At 69.0% G+C, this 16645-nt stretch carries 14 protein-coding genes; 7 read left to right on the top strand and 7 right to left on the bottom strand.

The features are described from left to right. The first annotated feature begins 10 nt into the window (after window positions 1–10). The gene (locus tag ACN9MP_RS04245) at window positions 11–1021 is read left to right on the top strand and encodes a HoxN/HupN/NixA family nickel/cobalt transporter (protein WP_426324074.1); all 1011 of its coding nucleotides are present in this window, start codon (window positions 11–13) and stop codon (window positions 1019–1021) included. Between the two features lie 86 nt (window positions 1022–1107). Here ACN9MP_RS04245 and ACN9MP_RS04240 read toward each other — a convergent pair whose 3' ends face one another. Beyond that, complete coding sequence (locus ACN9MP_RS04240; RefSeq protein ID WP_426324073.1) at window positions 1108–1584, bottom strand: DNA alkylation repair protein; 477 nt, start codon at window positions 1582–1584, stop codon at window positions 1108–1110. Window positions 1585–2681: 1097 nt separating this feature from the next. On the opposite strand from ACN9MP_RS04240, the gene ACN9MP_RS04235 reads away from it, so the two are divergent. Next, window positions 2682–4259, top strand: a complete 1578-nt coding sequence (locus ACN9MP_RS04235) for a phospholipase D family protein (RefSeq protein ID WP_426324072.1) — start codon at window positions 2682–2684, stop codon at window positions 4257–4259. 20 nt (window positions 4260–4279) lie between these two features. Here ACN9MP_RS04235 and ACN9MP_RS04230 read toward each other — a convergent pair whose 3' ends face one another. Continuing rightward, complete coding sequence (locus ACN9MP_RS04230; RefSeq protein ID WP_426324071.1) at window positions 4280–4990, bottom strand: lysophospholipid acyltransferase family protein; 711 nt, start codon at window positions 4988–4990, stop codon at window positions 4280–4282. Window positions 4991–5311: 321 nt separating this feature from the next. Here ACN9MP_RS04230 and ACN9MP_RS04225 point away from each other — a divergent pair, with 321 nt between their 5' ends. Together ACN9MP_RS04225 and ACN9MP_RS04220 are read left to right on the top strand one after the other, a co-directional pair. After that, a complete protein-coding gene (locus tag ACN9MP_RS04225; RefSeq protein ID WP_426324070.1) occupies window positions 5312–6436 on the top strand; it encodes a serine hydrolase domain-containing protein in 1125 nt (374 codons plus the stop codon). 62 nt (window positions 6437–6498) lie between these two features. Further along, complete coding sequence (locus tag ACN9MP_RS04220; RefSeq protein ID WP_426324069.1) at window positions 6499–7308, top strand: hypothetical protein; 810 nt, start codon at window positions 6499–6501, stop codon at window positions 7306–7308. Window positions 7309–7364: 56 nt separating this feature from the next. Here the strand turns inward: ACN9MP_RS04220 and ACN9MP_RS04215 are convergent, their stop codons facing one another. The 5 genes from ACN9MP_RS04215 to ACN9MP_RS04195 form a co-directional block, all read right to left on the bottom strand. Continuing rightward, a complete protein-coding gene (locus ACN9MP_RS04215; protein WP_426324068.1) occupies window positions 7365–8258 on the bottom strand; it encodes an ABC transporter permease in 894 nt (297 codons plus the stop codon). Continuing rightward, on the bottom strand, window positions 8245–9186 hold the full coding sequence (locus ACN9MP_RS04210) for an ATP-binding cassette domain-containing protein (RefSeq protein WP_426324067.1): 942 nt from the start codon (window positions 9184–9186) through the stop codon (window positions 8245–8247). The genes ACN9MP_RS04215 and ACN9MP_RS04210 overlap by 14 nt, the downstream gene beginning before the upstream one ends. A 7-nt stretch (window positions 9187–9193) precedes the next feature. After that, a complete protein-coding gene (locus tag ACN9MP_RS04205; protein WP_426324066.1) occupies window positions 9194–10315 on the bottom strand; it encodes a LolA family protein in 1122 nt (373 codons plus the stop codon). Window positions 10316–10390: 75 nt separating this feature from the next. Further along, a complete protein-coding gene (gene ppk2 / locus ACN9MP_RS04200; RefSeq protein ID WP_426324065.1) occupies window positions 10391–11218 on the bottom strand; it encodes a polyphosphate kinase 2 in 828 nt (275 codons plus the stop codon). Between the two features lie 100 nt (window positions 11219–11318). Continuing rightward, window positions 11319–11489 carry a CsbD family protein gene (locus ACN9MP_RS04195; protein WP_426324064.1) on the bottom strand — a complete coding sequence of 57 codons (171 nt, stop codon included), beginning with the start codon at window positions 11487–11489 and terminating at the stop codon, window positions 11319–11321. 205 nt (window positions 11490–11694) lie between these two features. Here ACN9MP_RS04195 and ACN9MP_RS04190 point away from each other — a divergent pair, with 205 nt between their 5' ends. The 3 genes from ACN9MP_RS04190 (at window position 11695) to ACN9MP_RS04180 (ending at window position 16638) form a co-directional block, all read left to right on the top strand. Next, window positions 11695–12267 (top strand): YdeI/OmpD-associated family protein, encoded by a 573-nt coding sequence (locus ACN9MP_RS04190; protein WP_426324063.1) that lies wholly within the window; start codon window positions 11695–11697, stop codon window positions 12265–12267. A 182-nt stretch (window positions 12268–12449) separates the two neighbouring features. After that, window positions 12450–13745 carry an ABC transporter substrate-binding protein gene (locus ACN9MP_RS04185; protein ID WP_426324062.1) on the top strand — a complete coding sequence of 432 codons (1296 nt, stop codon included), beginning with the start codon at window positions 12450–12452 and terminating at the stop codon, window positions 13743–13745. An 85-nt stretch (window positions 13746–13830) separates the two neighbouring features. Then, window positions 13831–16638 (top strand): family 78 glycoside hydrolase catalytic domain, encoded by a 2808-nt coding sequence (locus ACN9MP_RS04180; RefSeq protein WP_426324061.1) that lies wholly within the window; start codon window positions 13831–13833, stop codon window positions 16636–16638. The last annotated feature ends 7 nt before the right edge of the window (window positions 16639–16645 follow it).

Here is a 16645-nt window from a genome sequence, read left to right as displayed (position 1 = left end):
CGGGGCATCCATGAATCACATGACACCGGCAGCGCGACGCGTGCTCATCGTCGCCGGCGCGCTGCTGGTCGCCGGCTGGGGGCTGTTCGCGCTCGTGGTGGCGCCCGGCGACTATCAGGCCGGCACGTCGACCTTCGGCATCGGGCTGGCCGTCACCGCTTTCGTGCTCGGCATGCGTCATGCGTTCGACGCCGACCACATCGCCGCCATCGACAACACCAGCCGAAAGCTGGTCGACGACCGAAAGGACCCGTCGAGCGTCGGCCTGTGGTTCGCACTGGGGCATTCCACCGTGGTGCTGGTCACGGTCGGTCTCGTGACCGCCGGCGTCGGAGCGCTGAGCGCCCAGATCGGCGACGAGGATTCGCCACTCGCGGTCTTCACGGGAGTCTGGGGCCCGACGGTGTCGAGCGTCTTCCTCCTGGCCATGGCGACAGCGAACCTCGTCATCCTCGTTCGCCTTCTCGGTCGCGCGCGCGGGGGCACTGCTGCAGACGGTCGCGGGTGGCTGTCCGGCGGCCCCGTCTCGCTGATCATCGCGCGCACCGCGGCCACGCTGGATGCCCCGTGGAAGATGTTCGTCGTCGGCCTGCTGTTCGGCCTGGGATTCGACACCGCATCCACGATCACCCTGCTCCTGATCGCCGGCGGAGCGGGCGTCGTCATGCCCTGGTACGCCGCGATGGTGCTGCCGCTGCTCTTCACTGCGGGCATGGTGACGTGCGACGGACTCAACAGCATCGTCACGGCGCGGCTCTATCGATGGTCGGCGGAGCGGCCCGACCGGCGCCGCCGTTACAACGCCGCGCTCATCCTGGTGTCGGTGGCCGTGGCCTTCCTCGTCGGAACGGTGGGACTGTGCGGCGTGCTCGTCGACTCCGCCGGCGTCCGGTGGGCGCCGGTCGAGGCCATCGCGGCAACCGACCTCGACTCGTTCGGGGTGATCATCGTCGCCGCGCTCCTGCTCGCCGGACTCACGAGCTGGATCATCTCCCGCTCACAGCGCGGGGCCGCGGCCTGACCGTTCCTCATCGAGCGACTCGAGCGACGATATCGGCCAGGGCCGGGACGGCTTCGGCCGTGGTCATGACCACGCCGTGCGCGCCGTCACAGCAGTGCGGCCGCAGCACGGAGGCCCGCGGCATCCGCCGCCGCCCATCGGGCCACGATGCGCTGGGCGCGATCCGCCTCAGGGCCCGTCAGCCGGGCGAGCAGCGGCCGCACCACATCCTGGGCGAGCGGCTCGATGAGGCCCGGCACGCGGGCGTCGCGGAGGAACCCCTCGATGCGGGTGAGGTCGTTGCCGGTGAGCGTGTCGACCTGCCCCTGCAGCAGCACGATCGCGGCGAAGCGACGCTCGAAGACGGGCACCGCCCAGAGCTCCGACGCGAGTGCGGTGATGTCGTCGTGCTCGAGTCCGCGATGACGCCGCAGCGCGTCGCGGACGGTACCGCGGACCGCGCCGACCGAGGCGCCGTAGACCTGCAGACCCCCGACAGACGCATCACCGTCCGTCCAGGTGCGCCACTCCGATGCGTCGGCGCGCAGTGTGCGGTCGATGAAGGCGGCGACGGGTGATTCCACCTCACCATCCTCGCCCCCCGATCGACACGCACTGCCCGGCCAGAAGTGGCAGACGCTGCCGACTGTCGCCACCCCGCGCGACCACAACCGCCACCATCACGGATGCCGCGAGCCGAAGCATCCGCTCCCTGAGCCCCACCCCGCGCAGAAGTGACATCAGATGCCGCCCCACACCCCCCGACCCGACAACACCTGCCACCTCACGAAACCCACGCACCGAAGTGGCAGACGCTGCCGACTCACCCCACCCCACGCGACCACAACCGCCACCATCACGGATGCCGCGAGCCCAAGCATCCGCCCCGTGAGCCCCACCCCGCACCGAAGTGGCAACAGGCGCCGCAACACGCCCACCGACCCGACAACACCTGCCACCTCACGAAACCCACGCACCGAAGTGGCAGACGCTGCCGACTCACCCCACCCCACGCGACCACAACCGCCACCATCACGGATGCCGCGAGCCCAAGCATCCGCCCCGTGAGCCCCACCCCGCACCGAAGTGGCAACAGGCGCCGCAACACACACACCGACCCGACAACACCTGCCACCTCACGAACCCCACCCCGCACCGAAGTGGCAGACGCTGCCGACTCACCCCACCCCACGCGACCACAACCGCCACCATCACGGATGCCGCGAGCCCAAGCATCCGCCCCGTGAGACCCACCCCGCACCGAAGTGGCAACAGGCGCCGCCCCCACACCCCCGACCCGACAACACCTGCCACCTCACGAAACCCACCCCGCACAGAAGTGGCAGACGCTGCCGACTCACCCCACCCCACGCGACCACAACCGCCACCATCACGGATGCCGCGAGCCGAAGCATCCGCTCCCTCAGCCCCACCCCACACAGAAGTGGCAACAAGCGCCGCCCCCGCACCCCCGACCCGACAACACCTGCCACCTCACGAAACCCACCCCGCACCGAAGTGGCAGACGCTGCCGACTCACCCCACCGCACGCGACCACAACCGCCCCCATCACGGATGCCGCGAGCCCAAGCACCCGCGATCCCTACGGCCTCGCCCTGCCGCGCGGCGCTGATCGCCGACGCCCCGCGGTTGACCCCGCGATCACGTTAGAGTTCGACGCGTGGACGGTGCTGCCGCTGAGTGGTTCCTCGATCGCGCCGAGCGCGGGAATCCGGCGAGCGTCATCGATGCGAGCGGCTCCGCCTGGTCGGAGGGAAATCTCGTGCGGCCGCTCGTGCACGGCGCGACCTACTTCGCGCGGCTGCACGAGGAGCTCACGGCCCTGCGCCCCGGCGACCGGGTGTTCTTCACGGATTGGCGGGGCGACGCCGACGAGCTGCTGCTGCCGCACGGTCCGTCGATCGGCGATCTGCTGTGCGCCCTGGCACGCGAGGGGGTGGAGGTGCGCGGCCTGATGTGGCGGTCGCATAGCGAGAAGGTGTCCGCGCCGATCAGCGGTCTCTCGAACGTGCACCTCGGCCGTCGCATCAACGAGGCCGGTGGCGAGGTCCTCCTGGACCAGCGCGTGCGCCTCTTCGGATCCCACCACCAGAAGTTCTTCGTCATCCGTCACCGCGACGACCCTGCGCGAGATGTCGCGTTCGTCGGCGGCATCGATCTGTGCCACAGCCGCCGTGACGATGCCGATCACCGTGGCGACCCGCAGGCGCTGACCATGGACTCCCGCTACGGCGAGCGCCCGCCCTGGCATGACGCAGCACTGGAACTGCGGGGCCCCGTCGTCGCCGAGCTGCGGGCGGTCTTCGCCGAGCGCTGGGACGACCCCACCGCACTCGACCACCGGACTCCGTATCGGATGCTGCTTCAGCGACTCGCCGATATGCCCCGCCATCCCCGTCCCCTTCCGGAGATCACGGCGCCGCCACCCCCGGCGGGTCCTCACGCCGTGCAGCTCTTGCGCACGTACGGGAGGAAGCGCCCCCCGTACCCTTTCGCCCCGCTCGGGGAGCGCAGCGTCGCGCGAGCGTATGCCAAGGCCTTCGCGCGGGCTCGCTCCTTCATCTACATCGAGGATCAGTACTTCTGGTCGAAGGAGGTCGCCGCCGGCATCGCCGAGGCCCTGACCCGCAACCCTCGGCTGCACGTCATCGTGGTGCTCCCCCGGTACCCCGATTCGGACGGACGGCTGTCGGGACCGGCGAGTCGCTTGGGCCAGCTGCGCGCCATCTCGATGCTGCGTCGCGCAGCGCCGGGCCGCGTCGGCGTGTTCGACCTCGAGAACGAGGCGGGCACGCCCATCTACGTGCACGCCAAGGTCTGCATCGTCGACGACACCTGGATGACCTGCGGCTCGGACAACTTCAACCGTCGCTCGTGGACGATGGACAGCGAGCTCACCTGCGCTGTGGTCGACGACTCCACCCCGGACGACAGGTCGATCAGCCCGCTGGCCCTCGAGCTGCGCCTGCAGCTCTGGGCGGAGCACCTCGGCGTCGACGGAGCGGATCTGCGCGGCCTGGACGCCGGGGACGGACTCGCGCTCTGGAGATCCCGCGCCGACGCTCTCGACCGATGGCACCGCACCGGAGGTTCGTCCCCGCGCCCGGAGGGACAGGTACGACACCACCGCACCGAACCGGTCTCGCGCGCGCAACGTCTCTGGGCCAGTCCCGTCAACCGCCTTCTGTTCGACCCGGATGCGCGACCCCGCCCCCTGCGAGGCACTGCCGACTTCTGAGACCGCTCTCGCGGAGCGGCTCAGTCGCGCGACGTGGCGTTCACGCTGCCCGAGCGTTCCTGTCCGCTCAGTCGTGCGATGGCGGCCATCATCCGCTCGGTGATCTCACGACGCGCCTTGCCGTCGGGCACGCCCTCGAGGTCGGCGAGGTCGAGCGGCTCTCCGAAGCGCACCTGGAGGCGCGGCCGTCCGGGCAGCAGGTGGCTGAGCGGCTTGACGGTGCCGGTTCCGATCAACCCGATGGGCACGATGGTGGCGCCGGTCTCGCGGGCCATCCACGCCGCGCCGCCGTGACCCTCGTGCAGCTTCCCGTCGCGGGAGCGGCTTCCCTCGGGGAACACCGCGAAGACGCTGCCGGCCCGCAGGATGCTGCTGCCCGCGTCGAGCGCGGCGCGGGCATCGCGACCTGTCGCGCGGTACACCGGCACGCCGCCGATCGAGGTGAAGAACCAGTGCTTGAGGCGGCCGAGGATGCCGGAGCCCGTGAAGTACGACGATTTGATGAGGAACTGCACCGGGCGGGCCGCGGATGTCGGGATGATGACCGTGTCGAGCGATGCCAGGTGGTTGCTCGCCAGCAGCACCGGACCGCGCGCGGGAACGTTCGCTCGTCCGACGATGCGGGGGCGGTAGAGGAGCCAGAACAACGGCCGTAAGACCACCCGTCCGAGGAAGTAGATCGCGCCCGGTCGCGGCGCGGGCGTGGGGTTCGACGGAGCGGGCGCTGTCACCTCGCCACCCTATCCGCCCTCGTGCCGCGGGGTATCGAAGTCCCGACGAGTGTGGGAGGCTCGTCAGCACTCGCGATCGACGATGAGCGGGCGGGGGCCCGAGGTCTTGCTGGGGAGCGACTGATGACCGACTCGAAGTCCGAACGGGGGCGTTTCGCGCGGTCGGCCTCTCGCAGGAGCAGACGCAGCGCAGGACGACGGATGCTGGGAGCCGTCGCGGTCGCGTCGGCGCTGATGTTCGTCTCTTCGGCGTGCACGGCGCCGGCGCCCGCCGCGGACAGTGGGGCGACAGCATCCGCTCCTCCGCGTGAGACACCCGCGATGTCAGAGGAGGCGCAGGACATCGCGGGGATCGTCGAGGACGCCATGGCGTCGATGTCGCTTCGAGCCGTCATCGTGCAGGTGCAGCGCGGCGACGAGATCGTGACGACCCAGGCGTTCGGCGATTCGATGCCCGGTGTGCCGGCGACGACCGAGATGTACTTCCGCAACGGCGCGGTCGCCTTCCAGTACGTCGCCAACCTGCTGCTGCAATACGTCGACGACGGCACCGTGACCCTGGACGACACGATCGACGAGTGGACGCCCGAGCTGCCGGAGTCCGACACGGTCACCCTGCGCATGCTCACGAACCAGACGACCGGGTACCCCGACTACGAGACCGATCCGGGATGGACGGCCGCGTACAACGCCGACCCCTTCCACGAGTTCACCTACCAGGAGCGCATCGACTACGCCTTCTCGCGTCCCCTGCAGTTCGCCCCGGGTGAGAACTGGAGCTACGCGCACACGAACTTCATGATCCTCGGCCACATCCTCGAGCAGATCGGCGACGCTCCGCTGGACGAGCTGCTGCAGGAGAAGGTGCTCGATCCGATGGATCTCACGGAAACGGCCGCGTTCGCGACGGGCACGGTTCCCGAACCCGCACTCCACTCGTTCAGCTCGGAACGCCGCGTCGCGCTGGGCATCCCCGCCGGGACGAGCTTCACCGAGGAGTCCACCTACTGGAACCCGGTCTGGGGCACACCCATGGGTGCCGCGCAGACGACGACCATCGACGACCTGACCAAGACGGCGATCGCGATCGGCACCGGCGCGCTGCTCTCCGAGGAGAGCTTCCACGAGATGACCGACTCGAAGCTGATCGGCTTCGGCGAGCCCCTGCCGGTGTGCGCCGGCTCGTGCTTCACCCAGGTCGACGGATACAACTACGGTCTGGGGGTGGTGCGTTCGGGTTCATGGATGCTGCAGAACCCGCAGTTGAGCGGATACAGCGCGACCGACGCGTACCTGCCGTCCGAGCGCATCGCGATCTCCGTGGCCACGACGTACGCCCCGGGAGCCTTCGACGAGAACGGCATCTACCCCAACGCCGCCGATGCGCTGTTCCGCCTCATCGGCGCCTACGTCGCACCCGACGACGCCCCGCCCGTCAAGAAGTGACCCGGCGACCGCGGGCCGAGCAGCCGCTACCGGCTGCCTCGGCGAGCGAGGAGAATCGGGGCATGAAGCGCGGCGTACGGCCATTCGTGGGTGCCGCCGTCGCCATCGCGTGCAGCGTGGTGGCGCTGGCCGGATGCACGCCTGCGCCCAGGCCGGGCCCCGCCGAAGCGACGTCGTCCCCACTGCCGTCCGGCGACCAACCCGTGACGCTGGATCCCGCTCACTTCACCGCCGACATCGACAACCCCTACTGGCCGATGAAGCCCGGCACCCGCTGGACGTATCGCGAGATCGATCCGGGCGGCGACGATCTGCGCGTCACTGTGGTGGCGACATCCGACACCCGGAAGATCGCCAACGGGATCACGGCGCGCGTCGTGCGCGACACGGTGTTCCGCGGTGACCAGATCGTCGAGGACACCTTCGACTGGTACGCGCAGGACGACGAGGGCGCGATCTGGTACCTCGGCGAGGACACGGCGGAGTTCGAGAACGGTGAGATCACCTCTCGCGAGGGGTCTTTCGAGGCAGGCGTCGACGGGGCTCTGCCCGGCATCCTGATTCCCGCCGACCCCGTTCCGGGCCTCCGCTACCGCCAGGAGTACTACGCGGGTCAGGCGGAAGACAACGGCGAAGTGCTCAGCACCCATGCGATGGCCGACGCTCCCACCGGGCACTACACAGACGTGCTGCTCACCTGGGACACCGACGCCCTCGAACCTGATGTCGCCGAGCTCAAGTTCTACGCACCCGACGTCGGCCCCGTGCTGGCCCTGGACGCCGCCGGCAGCCCGGGTGCCCGGGAGGAGCTCACCGGGATCGACCAGGTTCCCGACGGCACGGGCACGCAGCCCCTGGGCCGGCCCGGCTGAGACTCCGCTCCCCCGCCGCGCTCTCCCGCTGAGGGTCAGGCGACGGAAGGCTGCGGCTACGTCAGCACATCTCGGGTCGAGAACCGCCAGAGGGCGAGCGCCCCTGCGCCGACGATCCAGGCTCCCTGCAGAAGGGCGTTGCCGACGAAGGAATCCCACGAGATCGGCGAGCGCAGCAGGTCGCCGAAGTCGAGCCAGCGATCGGTGAAGAGGTAGGGATGGACCGCCGACAGCTGCGGGATCTGACCGACGATCTGCGCCGCGACGGCGAGGATCGCGGTGGCGGCCATGGCGCCGACCGGCACCGTCGTGAGCGTCGAGAGCAGCACGCCGATCGCCGCGAGCCCCAGCATCGACACCGACACGTAGGCGATGACGGCAAGACACCGGACCAGTCCGTCGGCGAGGCTCACCTGCGTTCCGCTCAGCAGGGTCAGCGGGCCCGCGCCGAAGAGGATCGCGCCGACGATCACGCCGACCGCGACCACGGTGAACGTCGCGATCACGCAGAACACCGCGGCGGCGACGTACTTGACGGCGAGGAGCGCAGCCCGCCCCGATGGTGCGACCAGCAGGTAGCGAAGGGTGCCGAGGCCCGCCTCCCCGGCGATCGTGTCACCGGCGACGACGCTGATCGTCAGGGGAAGGAAGAGCGGGATCGCGATCGTCAGTGCGGCGAGGCCGACGAAGACGCCGTTGTCGGTGATCTGATCGAGGAACGCCGGCCCTCGTCCCGCGCGGGTGCCCCCCGCAATCCGTACCGCGACGCCGAGGAGAACCGGAACGAGGCCCAGCGCACCGAGCATCATCCACGTTCGGAGGCGGAGGAACAGCACCGCCAGTTCATCTCCGAGAAGACCGGGGATGCCGCTTCCCCGGCTCCCGCCGCCCGGGGCAGCTGCCGGCGACGGTACGTCCATCGCTCGGGCGGCGGCATCACGCGACGACATCGAAGCCCTGTCCCGTCAGCTCGACGAATCGGTCCTCGAGACTCGTCCGCTCGACCGTGATGCCCCGCACGCGCACCCCGGCGCGGACGAGGGCCGCCACGATGTCTTCCGGCTGGGGTTCGTGCGACGCGAGCACGCCGACGAGCGTGGAGGCCGCGGCATCCGTGGTCCTGATCCCCGCGCTCTCGAGCACTTCTCTGGCCCGCGCGACATCGGGGGTCTGCAGCTGCAGGCGGCCCGCGCCGTCACCGCTGCGCAGCTCGTCGAGCGTGCCCGACGCGACGAGCCGCCCCGCGCTCATGATCCCGGCGTGCGTGCACACCTGCTCGACCTCGGCGAGCAGGTGGCTCGAGACGAACACGGTCGCCCCCTCGCCGGCCAGCGAGCGGATGAGGGCACGCACTTCGCGCATGCCCTGCGGGTCCAGCCCGTTCGTCGGCTCGTCGAGCACGAGCAGCTCGCGCGGAGTGAGCAGCGCATTGGCGATGCCGAGGCGCTGCTTCATGCCCAGCGAATACGCGTGCACCTTCTTGTCGGCCGCCGTGGTGAGCCCGACCCGCTCGAGCGCCTCGTCGATGCGTCGGCGGCGGGAGGCGGATGCCGCGTGCCGACCGGCAGCGTCGAACCGGCGAAGATTCTGCCTTCCGGTGAGAAAGGGGGCGAACGCCGGTCCTTCGACGAGTGCGCCCACCTTCGGGAGCACGGTCTGAAGCGCGTCGGGGACGGGCCGGCCCAGGACGCGGGCCTCGCCCGACGTCGGGCGGACGAGGCCGAGAAGCATCCGGATCGTCGTGGTCTTCCCCGACCCGTTCGGGCCGAGGAACCCGAAGACCGACCCGTGCGGCACCTCGAGCGCGACGCCGTCCACGGCTGTCTGCGCGCCGAATCGCTTGGTCAGGCCCGAGGTCTGGATCGCGAGGCCGGTCACCGCGCGCTCAGCCGCCGGCCGCGACGTCTGCGAGGTGATCGGCGCTGACCGCACCCGCGAACACACGCCCGTCGTCGGCGAAGTACACCGTCACGAGGGCCGTCTCGAGCACGCGTCCACCCGCGACCGGCCGCGTGAGGCTCTCGATCGTCGCGGGATCCCCGCCCCCCGGATCCGCGGTGCTCGCGGCCGCCTGCGGCAGCTCGACGACGGCCGTCCAGCCTTCGCCGTGCACGACCGGCCGAGTGGCGGCATCCGTTCCGCTCTCGTGGGAATCAGGCGTTGCCGCGCGATCACGGCCCGAAAGGGTCTGCTCCTCGACGGTGTACCCCGACGCGGGGGCGTACGTGAGCGTCGCGGGGTCGGGCGCCGTGAACGAGATGTCGGTGAACGCGATGTCGAATGCGGGCTGGTCGGCACTTCGGGCGGTGACGGATGCCGCGAGCGCAGCGCCCGTCTCCCCGTCGATCGCGAAGCGCACTTCGCCCACGAGGCTGGCGTCGTCGTTCGGCACCAGCACGAGCTCGTACACGTCCCGCCCTGCCACGCGGCCATCGGTCCCGACGGAGACCTCGGTCGTGTCGTCGAGTTTCGCCAGGGCGTCATCGAGCACCTGCTGCGGGGTCTGCGCCATCGCGTCGGGCCGCGGCTCAGGCGTACTCGCCTCACCGCCCAGGGTGTAGTGCGTCGCGGTCTTGGTCTCGGAGTCGACGAACCAGCCCTCGCCGGCGCCCCCGTCGACGTACACGTCGCGCTCGGCGAGGCGATCGAGCACCTGCAGTCGCGACCTGTCCCCATCGAGGTAGACATCGGCTGTGTGCGAGCCGGTCAGGAGGTCGATGGCGTCGGTGGCGCCGGCGCTCGAGTCCGCGCCACCGGACGAGCCCGTGAGGCTCGAGAGGTCAGGGAGGCCGAGGTCCGACGTCTGTTCGATCGTCCCCGTCATGGCGGTGACATCGCTCGCGGCGGCGAACTCCAGGAGCTCGGCGGGGGTCTTGTCGGGCAGATTGACGCCCGCATCAGCGGCTGTCGGTATGACGACGGCCGCAGTGACGCCCGCGACCACGACGAATGCGCCGGCGATGGAAAGCCAACGAGCGGGTGATCGGCGCGGATGCCGCCTATCCATGCGCAAATGCTACGCCTGGGCGCCCGCCCGGGGGCTGGGAGATGGGTAGGAGAACGAGGTCTTACGGGCTCTGTGCTACTTCTTGCCGAGCTCGGCGGCGATGTCGGGAACGTAGTTGAACTGCTCGATCGGCGGTCGCTCGTAGTCGTCCGCCTTCGGGCGGTCGGGGATGTCGATCTTCGGCCGGTCCAGGTGGTGGTACGGGATGCTTTCGAGCAGATGGTTGATCGCGTTCAAGCGCGCGCTGCGCTTGTCGTCGCTCTCGACGACCCACCACGGCGAACCGGGTGTGTCGGTGGCGGCGAACATGGCGTCCTTCGCCCGCGAGTAGTCCTCCCACCGGCGAATCGACTCCAGGTCGGTCGGCGACAGCTTCCACAGCTTCATGGGATCCTCGCGCCGCGCGACGAAGCGCGCTTGCTGCTCGTCATCCGAGACCGAGAACCAGTACTTGATCAGGATGATGCCGTCTTCGATGAGGTGCTGCTCCACGACCGGCGCCTGTCGCAGGAACCTCTGGTACTCCTCATCGGTGCAATACGCCATGACCCGCTCCACCCCGGCGCGGTTGTACCAGGACCGGTCCATCAGCACGATCTCGCCCTTGCTGGGGAGGCGCTCGATGTACCGCTGGAAGTACCACTGGCCCCGCTCGCGCTTGGACGGCTTGTTGAGTGCGACGACCCGCGTATGCCGGGGATTGAGGTACTCGGTGATCCGCTTGATCACTCCGCCCTTGCCGGCGGCGTCACGGCCCTCGAAGATCACCAGGACACGTGCGCCTGATTTCGCCACCCATCGCTGCATCTCGACCAGCTCGACCTGAAGGCGCTTCAGTTCGGCCTTGTACAACCGCTTCGGCACCCGCCGCGGCGGGTTCTTCGGACTGCTCTTCTTCGCCATGGCTCTCCCCGTGCCCAACCTGTCTACGACGGCGCGTCCCGTCGTGGTGAGACATGCAGAAGCGTCTCCCCACCGGGAGACGCTTCTGCATTCGACGCGCTTACTTGAACGCGTCCTTGACGTTTTCGCCGGCCTGCTTCAGGTTCGCCTCGGTGCGATCGGCGTGACCCTCGGCTTCGAGGCGCTCGTTGTCGGTGGCGTCACCCACAGCTTCCTTCGCCTTGCCGGTTGCCTCTTGAGCAGCGTTCTTGATCTTGTCGTCGAGTCCCATGATGGTTCCTTCCGTCAGATCCGGGGTTCACCCGGACGCCTCCACGTTAGGTATCGTCCGCGGCCCGAGCCAGGGCTTGCGTTCCGCGCCGATTTGAGGCAGGGCGGCGGGGTCGACCCGCGTCAAGGACAGTGGGCGGATGCTGCCGGCCACCGGACACCGCAGGGAGAGGTCGCTGCGCGACGACGCGGGCTAACCTGCTGCTGTGGTCGACCGCGCGAGCAAGCCCGTACTCCTCGTCGACACCGTCGCGGAGTGGGAGGCCTGGCTGGAGTCGGACCCAGACCCGAGCGGCATCCGGCTGCGACTGCGGAAGGCGGCCGCCACCCGGCCTGGCATCACGTACGCCGAGGCGCTCGATGTCGCGTTGTGCTTCGGGTGGATCGACGGGCAGAAGCAGTCCCTCGACGCCGACTACTTTCTGCAGACCTTCACGCCCCGGCGACCGAGGAGCATGTGGTCGAAGGTCAACATCGGCCACGTCACCCGGCTGATCGAGGAGGGCCGCATGCGTCCCCAGGGTCAGCTCGAGATCGACCGCGCAAAAGCCGACGGGCGATGGGACAACGCGTATCGGCAGAGCGACGGCGACCTCCCCGCAGAACTCCAAGAGGCGCTGAACGCCGACCCGAACCTCGCGGAGACCTTCGCCGCCCAGTCGGCGCAGAACCGGTTCGCGATGGCCTTCCGGGTCGCGAACCTCAAGCGGCCCGCCTCGCGCGCGGCACGCGTCGCTCAGTACGTCGAGATGCTGAAGCGGGGCGAGACCATCTACTGACGAGAAGCTGCCCGAATCGTCGTGCGGCGCGAGCGGGAGCAGGTCGTACGCGCGGATCAGCGGCGGTACTGCACCACATAACCACGGCAAATGTCGAAATCCGACAAATGCTGTCAAGCTCTATTGAAACGTTCTACCCGGCCAGCGAACGCTGGCGACGATGACGTCACGAAAGGGTCACCATGTCAACGCAGACAGCGACCGGAGCCGTGCGGCTCCCCCTTCTTGCAGCGCCGCTGCTCGGAGCCCTGCTCCTCGCGGGATGCACCTCCGGAGGCGGTCAGCCCGGCGATGCATCCGGCGGCGAAGAGCCGACCGGCTTCTCCATCATGGTCGCCCAGTCGAACGACGCCGACGACTACTGGGCGCAGTTCGCAGAGCAGTACACCGAAGAGACGGGCGTCCCGGTCGAGGTGATCCCCTACCCGGGAGATGCCTACAACACGCAGGTCACGACGCAGCTGCAGGCAGGCAACGCGGCCGACATGATGATCCTCTCCCCGGGTACCGGGCAGGCGATCTCCGTCGTCAGCCTCGCGGAAGCCGGATTCCTCGAGCCGCTCGACGACACGTCGGCGGCCGTCATCCCGGAAGGCACCGAGTCGCTCTACGAGGTCGACGGCGACATCTACGCACAGCCGGCAGCGCTCAACCCGACGGGCTTCATCTACAACGACGCCGCCGCGAAGGAGGCGGGCATCGCCGAGTACCCGGCATCCTACGAAGACATGCTGGACGCCTGCGGCTCCGCCCGCGATGGCGGCAAGTCCTTCAACGTGCTGGCCGGATCAGCCGCGCCCAACAACGGCCTGCTCGCCATGGTCATCTCCGCGACGCAGGTGTACGGTCCCGATCCGGACTGGAACGCGCAGCGCGCGGCCGGCGATGTCACCTTCGCCGACAGCGCGTGGCGCGACGTGCTCGAGACGATCGTCGAGATGAAGGACTCCGGATGCTTCCAGGACGGCGTAGAGGGAGGAACCTTCGACTCCATCACGCAGGGCATCGGCGGCCAGACCTCGCTCTCGGCGACTGTCCCCGGTTCGGCCGCCAAGTCGATCGGCGACGCGACCGGACTGGACCTGACCGTCCAGGCGTTCCCGGCCACGGCAGGCGAGCAGCCCGTCATCGTCGCCTCCGCGGGATACGCGTGGGCGATCAATGCGGCGTCCGACGACGCAGCGAAGGCCTCGGCCCAGGAGTTCCTGGATTGGGCCTCCGACCCGGAGCAGGCCCAGACGTTCGCCGATCTCTCCGGTCTCGTCGCGATCACCGGCGTGGACGCCGCCAAGCTCCCGGTGCCGTATCAGCCGATCGGCGATCTGCTCGAGCAGGGGGACTTCGTGGACGCGCCGCTGGCCACATTCCCGAACCCGGGCGTCTATGACGCGCTCACCGTGGGCGTCCAGGGTCTGCTGACGAACCAGAAGACCGTCGACCAGATCCTCGACGAGATGGATGCCGCCTGGGACGCATGACCTGCTGCTCGGAGGATGCCGCCTGGGGAGACCCCGGGCGGCATCCGCCCGCCGCACACGCAACCGCTCAGAGATTGGAGGTGTCGTGACGACACTCAAGAACCTGCGGGTCGAGCAGATGGATCGTCCGCTCGGACTGTGGACCCGGCATCCGCGCTTCTCGTGGCAGATCGAGGCGGCGCTCGCGAAGGGCGTGACGCAGACCGCGTACGAACTGGAGGTTCAGAAGCTCCATGCGCCCGAGGCGGTGTGGCGCACAGGTCGCATCGAATCACCCGATTCGGTGCTCGTGACCTTCGACGGCTTCGAAGCCGAATCGGCCACGCCGTACCGCTGGCGGGTGCGGTCCTGGGTCAACACGTCGGCGAACCCCACGGCATGGTCGGAATCGACCTTCGAGACCACGCTCCTCAGTGCTGACGAGTGGCGAGCTCGCTGGATCGAGCCGCGGCAGCTCGCTGTCCGCAAGGACGGCGCCGCCGACTTCCAGGAGCTCTTCAGCCTCCGCATCGACAGCCCGCCTGAGGCACGACTGCTGCCGACGCCCTACGTGCGTCAGCGTTTCCGCCTGGGGGAATCGCCGCGGCGGGCGCGCCTCTACGCGACCGCGCACGGAATCTACGAGGCGCGGATCAACGGGAACCCCGTGTCGGATGAGCTGTTCGCCCCGGGCGTGGAGAGCTACGACATCCACCTGTCATTCCAGACGTACGACGTCACCGACCACCTGGTCTCCGGAGACAACGTGCTCGGCCTCGTGCTGTCCGACGGTTGGTATGCCGGCCGAGTAGGGATCCTCGGTGCGAGCCGGGGATACGGAGACAGGCTGAAGGCGCTGTGGCAGCTCGAGGTCGAGTACCCCGACGGCACGCGGCACACGATCACGTCCGACGGCACAGCCGTCTCCTCCACCGACGGCCCCATCCGGTACGCCGATCTCGCTGTCGGCGAAAGCTACGACGCCCGCGTTCGCTGGGAGGGCTGGAGCACCGCCGAGTTCGATGACTCGACGTGGGTTCCCGTCGCAGAGGTCGATCTCGAGCAGTCGCTCGTCCCGTTCGTGGGCGAGCCGGTGCGACGCGTCCTGGAGGTGCCGGCGAAACAGATCTTGCGCACTCCCGCGGGGGATACCGTCATAGATTTCGGGCAGGTGATCGCCGGCAGAGTGCGCTTCCACGTCCGTGGGGAGCGGGGCCGAACCGTTCGTCTGGAGCACTCCGAGGTGCTCGACGAACACGGCAACTACTTCAACAACATCGTCGGACCGAACAAAGACCAGACCGACGTCTACGTTCTCGCGGGCGACCCTGAAGGCGAGACGTGGGAACCCGCCTTCACCTTCCACGGTTTCCGCTACGCCCGGATCAGTGGTTTTCCCGAGCCTCTGAGCACAGACGACTTCACCGCCGTCGTCACGTCCTCCGACCTGCCCGTCATCGGATGCCTCGAGACATCCGACGCGCGCCTCAACAGACTGCACTCCAACGTGCGCTGGAGTCAGCGCGCGAATTTCCTCTCCATCCCGACGGATTGCCCGCAGCGCGAGCGATACGGGTGGACGGGCGATCTGCAGATCTTCGCCGCGGCGGCCGCCACCAACATGGCGGTCGGCCCGTTCCTCTCGCGATGGCTGAGAATCGTCCGCGACGACCAGCTGGACGACGGTCAGATCATGAACATCTCCCCCAGCCCGCCACAGCTCGACTACCTGATGGAAGGACCCGCGCCGAGCTACGACGACGCGATCATGCTGCTGGGCTCGTCTGCCGGCTGGGGCGACGTCATCGCGATCGCACCGCTGGTGCTGTTCCGGCACTTCGAGGACCGCCGCGTGCTCACCGAGAACTATGACGCCATGGCGGCGTGGGCGCAGTACCAGATCGACAGCGCGACATCCGGCCTCCCACCCCGCTTGATCGCCACCTCCCTGACCCCGGAACAGACGGAGAGACAGCGATTCCTGTGGAACAACGAGCCCAATTTCGGCGACTGGCTCGCGCCGAGCACGCTGCGGGGGCCTGACGCCAGCCAGATGAACGCCCCCCGGCGCACCGGAGAGGTGATCGGCTCGCTCTATCACGGTCACCTCATGGATGTCATGGCTGAGATCGCCGGCATCCTCGGACACGTGGAAGACGCGCAACGCTACGCACAGAGGGCGCGGGGTGCGCGCGAGGCGTTCGCGGTGGAGTACATCGACGCGGACGGCCGCATCCCAGGCGGACTGCAGGGCCCGTACGTGGTCGCGCTCGCGTTCGGCTTCGTGCCGGAGGACCGCAAGGCCGCCGTCGTCGCCCATCTCGTCGAACTGATCCACGACGCCGACGACCACCTCGACACGGGCTTCCTCTCGGTTCAATTCCTGTTGGACGTGCTCTGGGACAACGGACATCGCGACCTCGCACGCACGCTGCTCTTCCGAGAGACGGCCCCCTCGTGGCTCTACCAGGTCGCGAACGGAGCGACGACCATGTGGGAGGGATGGGAGGCCATCGCGCCGGACGGCTCTGTCACCGACCTCTCTTTCAACCACTACGCCTTCGGGTGCGTCGACGATTGGCTGTACCGCCGGCTGGCGGGCATCCAGCTCGTGGGACCGGGCTACCGCGAGTCCCGGATCGAGCCGGACTTCGCCGGTCCACTCACCAGCGCCGCCGGTCGGATCGAAACCCCCTACGGCGAGCTCGCATCTCGCTGGGTGAAGACCGAAGCGGGAGAGGTGGAGTTGATCGTCCGGGTCCCACCCAACACGACGAGCACGGTCCAGCTTCCGGATGCCGCGCGCAACGTCCGCCTCGACGGTCGAGCCGTGCGCCCCGGGGATCTGCCGCTCATCCCCCTCGGCTCGGGCGAAGCCACGGTGACTTTCGCACTCGGTGGACCGGCTGACTGAGATCGGT

The organism is Microbacterium sp. E-13, from assembly GCF_049912955.1.
Taxonomy (GTDB): Bacteria; Actinomycetota; Actinomycetes; order Actinomycetales; family Microbacteriaceae; genus Microbacterium.
The sequence above is the reverse complement of the archived record's forward strand: the minus strand, read 5'-3'. Positions and strand labels throughout refer to the sequence as shown.

What these genes read in the sequence shown, in the direction of transcription:
- ACN9MP_RS04185 (WP_426324062.1), top strand. Translation starts at nt 12,450, where the DNA reads ATGTCAACGCAGACAGCGACCGGAGCCGTGCGGCTCCCCCTTCTTGCA.
- ACN9MP_RS04195 (WP_426324064.1), bottom strand. Translation starts at nt 11,489, where the DNA reads ATGGGACTCGACGACAAGATCAAGAACGCTGCTCAAGAGGCAACCGGC.
- ppk2 (WP_426324065.1), bottom strand. Translation starts at nt 11,218, where the DNA reads ATGGCGAAGAAGAGCAGTCCGAAGAACCCGCCGCGGCGGGTGCCGAAG.
- ACN9MP_RS04245 (WP_426324074.1), top strand. Translation starts at nt 11, where the DNA reads ATGAATCACATGACACCGGCAGCGCGACGCGTGCTCATCGTCGCCGGC.
- ACN9MP_RS04225 (WP_426324070.1), top strand. Translation starts at nt 5,312, where the DNA reads ATGTCAGAGGAGGCGCAGGACATCGCGGGGATCGTCGAGGACGCCATG.
- ACN9MP_RS04215 (WP_426324068.1), bottom strand. Translation starts at nt 8,258, where the DNA reads ATGTCGTCGCGTGATGCCGCCGCCCGAGCGATGGACGTACCGTCGCCG.
- ACN9MP_RS04220 (WP_426324069.1), top strand. Translation starts at nt 6,499, where the DNA reads ATGAAGCGCGGCGTACGGCCATTCGTGGGTGCCGCCGTCGCCATCGCG.
- ACN9MP_RS04205 (WP_426324066.1), bottom strand. Translation starts at nt 10,315, where the DNA reads ATGGATAGGCGGCATCCGCGCCGATCACCCGCTCGTTGGCTTTCCATC.